The sequence below is a fragment of the Thioalkalivibrio sp. AKL17 genome, assembly GCF_000377885.1.
Taxonomy (GTDB): Bacteria; Pseudomonadota; Gammaproteobacteria; order Ectothiorhodospirales; family Ectothiorhodospiraceae; genus Thioalkalivibrio; species Thioalkalivibrio halophilus.
Map to the genome: position 1 here is coordinate 137,779 of NZ_KB898766.1, position 12,867 is coordinate 150,645.

General features: G+C 70.9%; 7 protein-coding genes. 6 read left to right on the forward strand and 1 reads right to left on the reverse strand.

Annotated elements, in window-relative coordinates:
• Positions 1-45 precede the first annotated feature (45 nt).
• The 6 genes from recC to D577_RS0106820 all read left to right on the forward strand — a co-directional run bounded on the left by recC (position 46) and on the right by D577_RS0106820 (position 10,820).
• Entirely contained in the window at positions 46-3,591 is a 3,546-nt protein-coding gene (recC, locus tag D577_RS0106795) for an exodeoxyribonuclease V subunit gamma (RefSeq protein ID WP_018946773.1), read from the forward strand.
• On the forward strand, positions 3,588-7,400 hold the full coding sequence (recB, locus tag D577_RS0106800; protein WP_018946774.1) for an exodeoxyribonuclease V subunit beta: 3,813 nt from the start codon (positions 3,588-3,590) through the stop codon (positions 7,398-7,400). Before recC ends, recB begins: the two co-directional genes overlap by 4 nt.
• The gene (gene recD / locus D577_RS0106805; protein WP_018946775.1) at positions 7,397-9,460 is read left to right on the forward strand and encodes an exodeoxyribonuclease V subunit alpha; all 2,064 of its coding nucleotides are present in this window, start codon (positions 7,397-7,399) and stop codon (positions 9,458-9,460) included. The genes recB and recD overlap by 4 nt, the downstream gene beginning before the upstream one ends.
• A gap of 61 nt (positions 9,461-9,521) precedes the next feature.
• Positions 9,522-9,941, forward strand: coding sequence for a nucleotidyltransferase substrate binding protein (locus D577_RS0106810; RefSeq protein WP_018946776.1), 420 nt, complete (start codon positions 9,522-9,524; stop codon positions 9,939-9,941).
• Entirely contained in the window at positions 9,938-10,276 is a 339-nt protein-coding gene (locus D577_RS0106815) for a nucleotidyltransferase family protein (RefSeq protein ID WP_026288955.1), read from the forward strand. Before D577_RS0106810 ends, D577_RS0106815 begins: the two co-directional genes overlap by 4 nt.
• 124 nt (positions 10,277-10,400) lie before the next feature.
• Positions 10,401-10,820, forward strand: a complete 420-nt coding sequence (locus D577_RS0106820; protein WP_018946778.1) for a hypothetical protein — start codon at positions 10,401-10,403, stop codon at positions 10,818-10,820.
• Between the two features lie 85 nt (positions 10,821-10,905).
• On the opposite strand, the gene D577_RS0106825 is transcribed toward D577_RS0106820, so the two are convergent.
• Positions 10,906-12,282 carry a VWA domain-containing protein gene (locus D577_RS0106825; protein ID WP_026288956.1) on the reverse strand — a complete coding sequence of 459 codons (1,377 nt, stop codon included), beginning with the start codon at positions 12,280-12,282 and terminating at the stop codon, positions 10,906-10,908.
• Positions 12,283-12,867: the final 585 nt, after the last annotated feature.

Genomic DNA, 12,867 nt, shown 5'->3' on the forward strand with positions numbered 1-12,867 from the left:
TTGCGACGGTAGCCGGCACGACGACGGACAGCGGCAGGAGCGGGCGTGGAGGCAAGCGAGGAACTGCAGCCAGGGATGGTGGTGCTGCACGGCAACCGTCTGGAGTCGCTGCGCTCGCTGGTGGTCGAGTGGGTGCGGCGGGCGCCGCCGGCGCCGCTGGAGAACGAGACCATCCTGGTGCAGAGCAACGGCATGGCGCAGTGGCTGCGGCACGCGCTGGCGGCCGATCCGGATGCCGATCCGCCCGGCTGCGGGATCGCCGCGGCGCTGGACATGCAGCTCCCCTCGCGCTTCATCTGGTCCGCCTATCGCGCGGTGCTGGGTGCCGAGGCGGTGCCGCTGGAATCCCCGTTCGCCAAGCGCCCGCTGCTGTGGCGGCTGATGCGCCTGCTGCCGGCGCTGCTGCAGCGCCCGGCCTTTGCCCCGCTGGCCGAATTCCTGCGTGACGACGGCCCGGAGGCGGGCGGCGACCTGCGCAAGCGTTACCAGCTGGCCGAGCGTCTGGCCGATCTGTTCGACCAGTATCAGGTGTACCGTGCCGACTGGCTGGCGGACTGGGCCGACGGCCGTGACGTGCTGCGCGGGGCGCGCGGCGAGGAGCCCGAACTGGCCCCGGAGCAGCGCTGGCAGGCCGAGCTCTGGCGGGCCCTGCTGGACGACGTGGGCGACGAACACGCAGGGGTCAGCCGCTCTGCGGTGCACGAGCGCTACATGCGGGCGGTGGCGGATCTCGAGCAGCGCCCCGCCGGGGTGCCGCGGCGGCTGATCGTGTTCGGCATCTCCTCCATGCCGGGGCAGATCCTGGAGGCGCTGGAGGGGCTGGCGGGCGTATGTCAGATCCTGGTCTGCGTGCACAACCCCTGCGAGCACTACTGGGCCGACATCGTGGCCGACCGCGACCTGCTGCGCGCCCGCCGCCGGCGTCAGGCGCGGCGCCCGGACATGCCCGAGGTGCTGGACGAAACCACGCTGCACAGCCACGCCCATCCGCTGCTGGCCGCCTGGGGGCGCCAGGGGCGCGACTACATCGCCTTGCTGGATGAACACGATGAGCCGGCCGCCCGCAACCGCGTGCTGGAGGGGCTGGACTGGGAGCGCATCGATTTCTTCGAGCCGCACGGCGAGGCCTGCCTGCTGCACCAGCTGCAGGAGGACATCCGCGCGCTGCGCCCGCTGGGCGAGACCCGCGAGGCCTGGCCGCCGGTGGACCCGGCCGACGCCTCGGTACGCTTCCACGTCGCGCACAGCCCGCTGCGCGAGGTGGAGATCCTGCATGACCGCCTGCTGGCACTGTTCGACGCCGACCCCGACCTGCGCCCGCGCGACGTGATCGTGATGGTGCCGGACATCAACGTGTATGCCCCGTACATCGACGCGGTGTTCGGTCAGCACGGGCCCGACGAACCCGGGCACATCCCCTACACCCTGGCCGATCAGGGGCCGCGCGGGCGCGACCCGGTCCTGATCGCGCTGGAACGCCTGCTGGCCCTGCCCGAGAGCCGCATCGGCGTGAGCGAGGTGCTGGACCTGCTGGACGTGCCCGCGGTGCGGCGGCGTTTCGGTCTCGGCGAGGACGATCTGGCGGCATTGCACCGCTGGGCCGAGGCCGCCGGCGTGCGCTGGGGGCTGGATGCCCGCCAGCGCGCCGGCCTGGGGCTGCCCGAGGGGCTGGAGCAGAACACCTGGCGCTTCGGCCTGCGGCGCATGCTGCTGGGTTACGCGGTGGGCGACGGCGAGGCCTGGCAGGCAATCGAGCCGTTCGCCGAGAGCGGCGGACTGGCGGCCACGCTGCTGGGGCCGCTGGACCACCTGATCGAGGCGCTGTCCGGGGCCTGGGAGGCCCTGCGCCGCGCGCAGAGCCCGGAGGACTGGGCCGCCTGCCTGCACGGCCTGCTGCAGGATTTCTTCCAGGGGCACGACGAGGACGAGCTGCTGAGCCTGCGGCGGCTGGAGGACGCCCTGGAGCAGTGGCGCGAGGACTGTGACGCCGCCGGTCTGACCGAGGCCCTGCCGCTGACCGTGGTGCGCGAGCAGTGGCTGGCGAGCCAGGAGGAGGCCGGGGTGGGGCAGCGCTTTCTCGCCGGGGCGGTGAACTTTGGCACCCTGATGCCGATGCGCGCGATCCCGTTCCGGGTGGTCTGCCTGCTGGGGATGAACGACGGAGATTATCCGCGGCGCCCGACGCCGGTGGATTTCGACCTGATGACCCGCGATTACCGCCCCGGCGACCGTTCGCGGCGCGAGGACGACCGCTACCTGTTCCTCGAGGCCCTGCTGTCGGCGCGTGACCATCTGCATGTCAGCTGGGTGGGGCGCAGCGTGCGCGACAACGAACCGCGTCCGCCGTCGGTGCTGGTGGCCCAGCTGCGCGACCATCTGGCAGCCGGCTGGCAGCCGGCGGGCGAGGCGTCCCTGCTACAGCAACTGACGATCGAACACCCGCTGCAGCCCTTCGCGCCGGCGAATTTCCCGCCGGCGGGCGAGGCTTCTGCGCATTTCACCTATGCCGCCGAATGGGAGGCGGTGCATGCCGCCCCGGCGGCGGGCGTTGCGCAAACGGACGCGCCGGCGGAGGACGAAACCCTGCCACCCCCCGCGCCGGAGGCGGAGGACGCCGTGCACGGGCCGGAGACCCTGGTGCGGCTGCTGAAGGACCCGGTCGAGGTGTTCTTTAGCCAGCGTCTGGGCGTGCATTTCGACGAGGACCCGGGCGCGACCGAGGACCTGGAGCCGTTCGGCGTGGCGGGGCTGGAGGGCTGGCAGCTGCGCCAGCGGCTGGTGGCCACGGCCCTGGAGGACGGCGAGATCGGAGCGGACGAGGACGCGCAGGCCTGGCTGCAGCGGCGTCGCCCGACCCTGGAGGCGGAATCCCGTCGCCTGCTGCGCGCCGGGCACCTGCCGCTGGGGGCGGCCGGCGAGCTGCAGCGCACGGAACTGATCGGGGACGCCGAGCGGCTGCTGGAACGCATCGCCGAACCCCTGCAGGCCTTCCCGCGGCGGGCCCCGGCGCTGCCGGCGGTGCGCGTGGCGGCGGCGGGCTGGCAGCTGGAGGCCCTGCCGGCCGCGCTGCGGATCCCGCCGGAGGACGCCCCGCAGGAGGCGGCCCTGCAGCTGGAATCCACGGTCAGCCGGCTGAAGGACAAGAAGGCCTGGCGCATCGACAAGCTGACGGGCGCCTGGGTGCGTCACCTGGTCGCCTGCGCCGCGCGCGCCGATGTCGAGACCCGGCTGGTGGGCCTGGATACCGAGTGCCGTTTCCTGGCCCTCGACCGGGCCACCGCCCGCGCGCATCTGGAGACCCTGCTGGAAGGCTGGGCCGCCGCGCTGGAACGTCCGCTGCCGCTGGCGGCCGCGGCGGCCGGGGCCTGGCTGCGGGCCGAGGATGAAGAGCGGGATGCGCACGCGGCCGCGCTGCGCGTGCTGGAAGGGGACGGTTACCACGAGGCCGGCGAACTGGCCCGGCGCCCGGCGCTGGCGCGTGCCTGGCCGGATCCGCAGGCATTGCTGGCGGATCCGGCGATGGCGCACTGGAGCACGCGTCTGTATCGCCCGCTGTTCGACAGCCTGAGCACCGGGGAGGAGACGGCATGACCCACGCGCCCGGGACGGACACCCATGAGGACGTGCGCGAGCTGGATCCGCTGGCGCTGCCCCTGCACGGCTCGCGGCTGATCGAGGCCAGCGCCGGTACCGGCAAGACCTACACCATCGCCGCGCTGTACCTGCGTCTGGTGCTGGGACACGGCCCGTTGCCCGAGGGCTGCGGGGCGCTGACGCCGCCGCAGATCCTGGTGATGACCTTCACCGAGGCGGCGACCCAGGAGCTGCGCGAGCGCATCCGCGACGGCCTGGCCACCGCCGCGCGGGTGTTCCGCGCCGAAGCCCCGGAGCAGGTCGCCGGCGCCGAACCCGTCCACCTCGATCTGCGCGCGCAGTGGCCGGACCCGGACGAACGCGCGGGTGCGGCTCGGCGTCTGGAGGTGGCCGCCGAGTGGATGGACGAGTCGGCGGTATCCACCATCCACTCCTGGTGCCAGCGGGTGCTGCGCGAACACGCCTTCGCCTCCGGCAGCCCGTTCCGTCAGGAGCTGGCGGCTGACCAGCGCGAACTGCTGGCCGAGGCGGCGCGGGACTTCTGGCGCAGTTTCATGTATCCGCAGAGCGTCGATGCCCTGCTTTTGCTGCGCGGGGCCTGGGGTGCCCACCCCGAGGCCCTGCTGGGCAAGGTGCGCGCGCTGCTGGGGCGGGTGGAACCGCTGCCGCCGGCCACCGAGGCGCTGACCACCCCGGACGGGCTGAACGCCTGGCTGGGCGATCGCCTGCAGCGGCTGGCGGCGATGAAGCAGCGCTGGAACGAGGACCGCGAGGCCGTGGAGGCGCAGTTCCGCCAGCTGCATCGTGACGTGCTCAACGGGAAAAAATACCAGAAGCCCGAGCAGCTGCTGGAGGCGATGCGCGAATGGGCGGACACCCCGGGGCTGCTGCAGCCGCGCCACGGCGGCAGCACTCCGCTGCTGGAGCGCATGAGTGCGGCCGGCATGGCGCAGGAGGGGTTTCGCAAGAAGGGCCAGTCCCTGCCGGCCGACCTGCATCCGGCGTTCATCGCGCTGAACGACCACACCGAGGTCTGTGCCGACGAGAGCGAGCGCCTGCTCAAGGCCGCCGCGGCCGCGATCGACCGGCGCTTTCGCCGTGCCCAGCAGCAGCGCGCGCAGATCGGCTTCAACGACCTGCTCACCCGCCTGCGCGACGCCCTGTACGGTCCCGATGGCGAGGCCCTGGCGCGCACCCTGCGCGAACGCTTCCCGGTGGCCCTGATCGACGAGTTCCAGGACACCGATCCGGACCAGTACCGGATCTTCGACAAGGTGTACCGCATCGAGGAGAACCCGGACGTCACCGGGCTGCTGCTGATCGGGGACCCCAAGCAGGCGATCTACCGCTTCCGCGGGGCCGACATCCACAGCTACCTGCGTGCTCGCCACGCCACCGCCGGGCGGCATTACACCCTGCCGAAGAATTTCCGCTCGGTGGAATCCCTGGTGGCCGGCGTCAACCACCTGTTCGCTCGTGCCGAGGCCTGGCCCGACGGCGCGTTCGGTTTCGGGGGCGGGGAGCTGCCGTTTCATCCGGTCACCGCCCGCGGCCGCTCCGAGACCCTGACGGAACACGGCACCGCGCTGTCCGCGCTGACCCTGTGGCAGGCCGGCGGCGACGAACCGGTGGGCATCCGCGACTGGCGGGCGAGTGCCGCGGCGGCCTGCGCCAGCCGCATGGTGGAGCTGTTGAACGGCGGCGAGGATGGTCACACCGGCTTCGTCGAGGGCGGGGACGCGGGCGAGGCCCGCTTCCGCCGCCTGCGCCCGCGCGACATGGCCGTGCTGGTGCGCGATCGCAAGGAGGCCGCCGAGATCGAACGCGCACTGCGCGAGCGGGGCGTGCGCAGCGTGTACCTCTCGGGCGGGGATTCGGTCTACACCACCGCCGAGGCCGGGGACCTGCTGCGCTGGCTGCGCGCCTGTGCCGAGCCCACCAGCGAGCGGCTGCTGCGCGCGGCCCTGGCGACGCCAACCCTGGGAATGCCGCTGGCGGAGCTGCACCGGCTGACGGTGGACGAGCTGCGCTGGGAGGCGCGGGTGGAGCAGTTCCGCGCCTATCGCCGGCTGTGGCAGGCGCGCGGGGTGCTGCCGATGCTGCGCGCCCTGCTGCACGATTTCGACGTACCGCGTGCCCTGCTGGTGGACGAGGGCGGCGAGCGCGCGCTGACCAACCTGCTGCACCTGAGCGAACTGCTGCAGGAGGCGGATGCCGAGCTGGACGGCGAGCAGGCACTGATCCGCCACCTGGCCGAGCATCGCGATGCGGATTTCGCGCCCGGCGACGAGCAGATCCTGCGCCTGGAGAGCGACGAGGACCTGGTCAAGGTGGTCACCCTGCACAAGTCCAAGGGCCTGGAGTACCCGCTGGTGTTCCTGCCGTTCGTCTGCGGTTTCCGCGAGGTGACCAGCAAGGACGTACCGTTCCTGGACCGCTCGCCGGGCGCGGCCCCGCAGTGGCGCTTCCACATGGACGACGCGGCGAAAGAACGCCAGCAGCGCGAGCAGCGGGCCGAGGACCTGCGTCTGCTGTACGTGGGCATGACCCGCGCCCGTCATGCCTGCTGGATGGCGATCGCGCCCGTGCGCCACGGCAACCGCAAGGATAGCGATCTGCACCGCACGGCCGTCGGCTACCTGCTGTTCGGTCCGGAGGGCGTGGAGCCGCCGGCGCTGGCCGCGCGCATGGAGGAACTGCGCGACGACGACGGCCATGTGCGGGTGGAGCCGCTGCCGCCGCCGGCGGTCGAACGCTGCCGCGCGGGCGAGGCCGCGCCGGCCACCGGGCCCGCGCGGGTCCCGCGGCGCCGGGTGCGCGAGCCCTGGTGGGTGGCCAGCTACAGCGCCATCGCCCGGCGCGAGGAGCCGGGCCCGGACGACAGTGCCGCGCCCGCCGATGCCGGCCCCGATGCGCCGGATACCGCCGAGGAGGACATCCTGCGCGAGGACGCCGGCGCGCGTGATGTCGACGCGGCCGTCGATGGTGACCCCGGGGTGGACACCGGGACGGACACCGGGGCGGTGACCACGGCCCCGGCCGGCGGGCACCACGACTTCCCGCACGGACCGGAGCCCGGCACCTTCCTGCACGGCCTGCTGGAGTGGGCCGGCGAACAGGGCTTCGCGCGGGTGGCCGGCGATCCCGCGCGTCTGCACGCCGAGGTCGCGCGACGCTGTGGTGCCCGCGGCTGGGACGACTGGGTGCCGGTGCTGCAGACCTGGCTGCACCAGCTGCTGGCGGCCGGGTTCCCGCTGGACGGCGCTGCGGGATTCTCGCTGGCGGGGCTGGACAGCTATCAGGCCGAGCTCGAGTTCCTGTTCGAGACCCGCTGGCTGCACAGCGACACTCTGGATGCGGCGGTGCGCCGTGATGTCCTGCCCGGGGAGTCGCGCCCGCCGGCCGGCAGCAAGTGGATTAACGGGATGCTCAAGGGCTTCGTCGATCTGGTGTTCCGGCACGGGGAGCGTTATTACGTGGCCGACTACAAGTCCAACCGCCTGGGGGGCGGGCCGGAGGCCTACACCACGGCGCAGCTGAACGCGGCGGTGCTGGATCACCGCTACGACCTGCAGCTGGTGCTCTACACCCTGGCGCTGCACCGCCTGCTGAAGGCCCGCCTGCCCGGCTACGACTTCGACGCGCACATGGGCGGCGGGGTCTATCTGTTCCTGCGCGGGGTGGATGCGCCGGGGCGGGGCGTGTTCCATCAGCGCCCGCCGCGCGAGCTGATCGAGTGGCTGGACCGCGCCTTCGCCGAAGGCCCCGATCGCCCGGCGGTGCGCTCCACGGAGGCCGGGGCATGACTGCGGCCATCGCGGCGCGGCCGGATGCCGCCGGGGTGCTCGCGCGTCTGGCCGAATGGGAACAGGCCGGCTGGCTGCGCGGCGTGGACCGCGCGCTGGTGCGCCTGCTGCACGAGGAACTCCCGGAGCTGGATCCGCTGGCCCTGCTGCTGGCGGCGCTGGCCAGCCATCAGGCCGGGCGCGGGCATGTGTGTCTCGATCTTGACGCGCTGCTGGAGGCCCCCGACCGTACCCTGGCGCTGCCGCCCGAGGGCGAGGCGGCCTCCGCGGTGCTGCCCTCCGAGGCCCTGCGCGGAACCACCCGGGCGGAACTGGAACAGGCGCTGGCGGACGCGCGGCTGTGCGCCGACGACGCGCCGGGCGCCAGCCCGCTGGTGCGTGCCCGGGGCCAGCTCTATCTGCGTCGCTACTGGGAGGCCGAGCGCCGGGTGGGCGAGGCGGTGCGCGCGCGGCTGGAGGACGCACCCGCCTGGCGCGAGGCCCTGGACCCCGCCCGCACCCGGCAATGGCTGGACCGACTGTTTCCCGCCGCGCCACCGGGGGGCGGTCCGGACTGGCAGCGCATCGCCTGTGCCCTGGCCGCCGGCAGCGGCTTCGGCGTGATCACCGGCGGTCCCGGTACCGGCAAGACCACCACCGTGCTGCGCCTGCTGGCTCTGCTGCAGGGCCTGCAGGGCGACGGCGAGGCTTTGCGCATCCGTCTGGCCGCGCCCACCGGCAAGGCGGCCGCGCGGCTCAATGCCTCGGTGGGCGGGGCGCTGGACCGCCTGAACCTCGAGGCCCTGCCCGACGGCGAGCGCCTGCGCAGCCGCATCCCCGCCGGGGTGGTGACCCTGCATCGGCTGCTGGGGGCGCGACCGGGGGCGCGCGGCTTCCGCCATGATGCGGCAAACCCGCTGCCGGTGGACGTGCTGGTGGTGGACGAGGCGTCGATGATCGATCTGGAACTGATGGCCGCGCTGGTGGAGGCGGTGCCGCGCCACGCGCGCCTGATCCTGCTGGGTGATCGCGACCAGCTGGCCTCGGTGGAGGCCGGCGCGGTGATGGGCGAACTCTGTGCCCGTGCATCCGACGGCCATTACACCCCGGAGACCGTGGCCTGGCTGACGGCACATGCCGGTGCAGAGATCCCGGCCGCGCTGCAGGACGGCGCCGGCCAGGCACTGGACCAGCACGTGGTGATGCTGCGCCACAGCCATCGTTTCGATGCCGACAGCGGCATCGGCCAACTGGCCACCGCGGTCAACGAGGGCCGGGCCGGGGAGGTGCGCCTGCCCACCCTCGATGGCGCGGTGGACCGGCTGACCCTGGAGGCTGGCGACGGGCGTGGCTGGCTGGCGCGGGTGCTGGACGGCGACCCGCAGCGCGAGGCCGCCGGGTATCGCCATTACCTCGAGGCCCTCGCGCGGCTGCGGCCCGCCGGCGGGGCCGCGCGCGGTGCATGGGAGGACTGGGCGCGCGAGGTGCTGCAGGCGCACGGGCATTTCCAGCTGCTGTGCGCGGTGCGTCGCGGCCCCCGGGGGCTGGAGCAGCTGAACCGCCGCATCGCGGCGGCACTGCGGGAGCGGGGCCTGCTGGCGGGCGAGGGCACATGGGTCGAGGGACGGCCGGTGATCGTGACCCGCAACGACTACGCCCTGGGCCTGATCAACGGCGACATCGGCATCGCGCTGGCCGTGCCACGCTGGCTGGCCGCGGGCGAGGACGGGCCGCAGGGCGACGCAGCCACCTCCGGGCCGGAGTCGCGGGTGCTGCGGGTGGCCTTCCTCGCCACCGACGGCCGGGTGCGCTGGATCCCGCCCAACCGCCTGGAGGGCGTGGAGTCCGCCTTCGCCCTGACCGTGCACAAGGCGCAGGGCTCCGAGTTCGACCACGTGGCCCTGATCCTGCCGGACACCGACAGCCCGATCCTGACCCGCGAGCTGGTCTACACCGCCATCACCCGCGCCAGCCGCCGTTTCACCCTGCTGGAACCCCGCCCCGGCCGCCTCGAAACCGCCGCGGGCCGCCGCATCCGCCGCGGCGGCGGCCTGCACCGCTGGCTCGAGAGCAGTCCGTGACGGTGAATGCCGTGACAGGCGAGACGAGATAGAGTGTGACGCGACGCGAAAGGAGGTCGTAATGGCGGATCTGGATGTGCGCTGGAAACAGCGCCTGACGAATTTCCGGCGGGCCCTGGCACAGCTGGAGAGTGCCGTGCGTCTGGCGCAGCAGCGCGAGCTGTCGGATCTGGAACGCCAGGGGTTGATCCAGGCCTTCGAGTTCAATCATGAGCTGGCCTGGAACGTGATGAAGGATTATTTCGCCTGGCAGGGCAATACCGCGATCACGGGCTCGCGCGACGCGATCCGGGAAGCCTTTGCGAAGGGGCTCGTCGAAGATGGCGAAGGCTGGATGGAGATGATCCGCAGCCGGAATCTGACGGCCCATGCCTATAACGAGAAGGTGGCCCGCGAGATCGCCGAGCAGGTGGTGTGGCGCTATCACGCGCTGTTCGATGCGTTCGCGAGGCGCATGGGCGAGCTGGAAGGGCTGGCATGACGGCAGCGGCCAGTGTTACGAAGTTCGGGTTGCCGGCCGATGTGGTCATGCGCCTGTGCGCGGTGTTCGCCGGCTGGCCGGAGATTACCGGCGTGTTATTGTACGGCTCGCGCGCGAAGGGGACCTGGCGCAAGGCCTCGGATATCGATCTGTGCCTGCAGGCGGATACCCTTGGCGTGCGCGACCTTCTCCGGATCGAGGGCGAGATCGATGACCTGCTGTTGCCGTGGAAGGTGGATCTGTCGTTGTGGCACCAGATCGAGGAAGAAGACCTGCGCGGGCACATCCGCCGTGTGGCGGTGGAGCTGTGCCCTTCGGACATCCTCGCCGGGTGAAGCTGCCCGCACCTCGCCCGGGCATCGGGGTGGATAACCCCTCGGCGGGCGCGGCCGCCGTGGAAATCTCCCGGGGTGTCTCGTACCCTCCGGGGTCGTTCGCCCATCCCGATCCGGAGACACCGTGGCCGATATCCTGAATCCGTACGCCGACGATCAGCCCGAGTCGAAATACATCGTGCTGCGCGCACGCAGTGGCCAGGAGGTCTCCGCCAACTTCACCCTGCAGGACCGGCGGGGGCGCCAGAGCGCGGCGGAGTACCTGTTTCACCTCTACTCCACCATCAAGGAAAAGGTGGGCGAGCCGACCCTGGACACCGCCGCACCCTCGCCGGACGACCAGGACGCCATGCAGCGATTGATCCTCTACACGGCCGGTGCCCACGACACCATGTTCGGCACCTTCAATGGCTCTGCGGAAATACCCGAGGAGGAGCGAAACGAGTTCGTGGAGCTCTTCCTGCTGGCCTGCGCCACGGTCATCGAGGGCAAGCGGATCACCATCGACCTCCAGCGGGGCCTCATCGACGCCGAGGCGGCCTGACTTCGAGGGACCCCTGGCCGTCGCCCGTAGCGGGCGGACCCGGGGTCCCGTACCGAAAGGGGACCCGGGATGACGCCGAGGACGTTTACTGGCAAGCGTGGACGACCCTCTCCCCCTCCCCGGAGAACTCGATACCGTCCCTCTCGTACTCGACGATGACCCTGAGCGAGCCTTCCTCGCCATATTCAAGTTCGGAATCGAAGTCGATCTCGTATTGATCGCTGAACAGCAGGCTGGTCACTTGCTGAAAGACCTGCTGAAGGTTTTCGTCACCTGCCGCTTCGTAGAACAGGCCGCCCGTCTCGCGCGCGAGCTTTCGCAGATGGTCTTCGTCGAAGTCGCCGAACCCGATGGTGAACACGGGGATGCCGGCCGCGTTGGCCAGTTCGATCGCATCGTCCACATCGGCGTCGGACTCGTTGTCCATGCCGTCGGTCTGGGAGATGATGGCCTTGCGGTCCTTGTCGCGTTCGGTGGTCCGCTCGATGGCCTCGACGGTGGCGTCGTACAAGGCGGTGCGACCGCCGGCACCGTCGGGTTCCTTGTCGATCGCGGCTTCCAGCACGCCTTTGTCCGAAGTGAACTGCGGGGTCATGAGCTCGACCTCAGTGGCGTATTTGATGATGTCTGCTTCATCCTCGGACAGCATCGCGTCGACCAGTAACTTTGCTCCCTCTTCCATGTTGGGTACCGCGCCGGGGACGTCGGTGATACTGCCGCTGTAGTCCATGGCGACGCTGAACGCGAGGTTGGTGAAGCTTTCTTCGATCCAGGTGACGTGGACCGGTTGGGATTCCATGCCGGAGCTCTCCACCAGCGTGAAATTTGCAGGGTCCTCGTGCAGCCCCTTGACCGGGTATCCCGCCTGATCGATGACGGAAATATAGGCTTTGTCCAGCTCCCCCGGGCACGCGTTGACCTGGTTGACCTGGACGTTGAGATCCGGATCAATATGGGCATATTCGCCGTCCAGGCTGGCGGCATGCCCGACCGAGGGGGCGTTGGGATCGTCGCTCTCCACGATCAACAGCGCCCGGTACTCGCCGAAATTCTGCTGGCCGGGGCCGAATTCCACCGCAATGGTGCAGCTGTCGCCGGGGTCGAGTGTCAGGCTCAGCGCGTCGCAGGGGGCGTCACCACCGCCCTGGTCCAGGATGAAGGCGTTCGGATCCTGCCCTGCCAGAGACATGTTCGAGATGTCGTAGGACGTCGAACCTTCGTTGCTGATGGTGAATTGCCGCGGGGGCGTGTGTTCCTGGTTGCCCTCCGTAACGACTCCGAAGTCGAAATGTTCGGGCAGTACGTTGACGTCGGTCGAGTCGTCCCCTCCGCTACTGCCACCACTACTGCCGCCGCCACCGCTGCTTCCGCCGCCCCCTCCGCCGCCGCAGCCAGTCAGGCCGATTGACGCAGCCAGCAGGGCCGGAACCAGGAGTCGGGACTGTCCGATATCAAACCTCATGGTGTTCTTCTCCATCGATGTAGGGGGGACGGTGCTGTTGGAGAAGCCGGCCCATCCGTCCGGCGGCCAGGTTCAGCATCGCAAGCCTTTTCGGAAGTTGCCCCTGCGGGTTTTGTGAAACCGTTCTCTCGGGGGTTCCTGTCCAATGCCCTAGCAAGCCTCAGGCCAGAGAAGATCACCTTCCTGTTTTCAGCAACTTGGTGAGTTGGCTGCGTACGGTTACGAACCGGGATGTAAAATGCGCGGACAGGCTGAGGCTTGTTTGCCCTGCAGGGGCGAGGCAGGCAGCCGCGGTGCGGTACCGGATGCAGTATTTATCCCGGGGCGTCGTCGAAGTCGAGGGCGTGCCTCCCGCCGGCCAGTCGGTGGCTTCCGTGCGCTCCCGCCTGCTCGCACGGGTACCAAAAACGGGACGGGTCCTGGGACTCCATTCGAGGAATGGGGCGATGACGGCGTAAACCGGACGGACAGATCGAGATTCACGATGAGGGGCGCGAGCGCAAGCGAGTGGTGGGCCCGGTTGGGTGGAGGCCGGTCGCGTAGCGACGCGAAGCATGGCTTCGCGAGGCCGGAACGGCGTGCGCC

Coding starts and splice junctions, on each gene's coding strand:
- D577_RS0106810 (WP_018946776.1), top strand. CDS start 9,522: ATGGCGGATCTGGATGTGCGCTGGAAACAGCGCCTGACGAATTTCCGG.
- recB (WP_018946774.1), top strand. CDS start 3,588: ATGACCCACGCGCCCGGGACGGACACCCATGAGGACGTGCGCGAGCTG.
- recD (WP_018946775.1), top strand. CDS start 7,397: ATGACTGCGGCCATCGCGGCGCGGCCGGATGCCGCCGGGGTGCTCGCG.
- D577_RS0106815 (WP_026288955.1), top strand. CDS start 9,938: ATGACGGCAGCGGCCAGTGTTACGAAGTTCGGGTTGCCGGCCGATGTG.
- D577_RS0106825 (WP_026288956.1), bottom strand. CDS start 12,282: ATGAGGTTTGATATCGGACAGTCCCGACTCCTGGTTCCGGCCCTGCTG.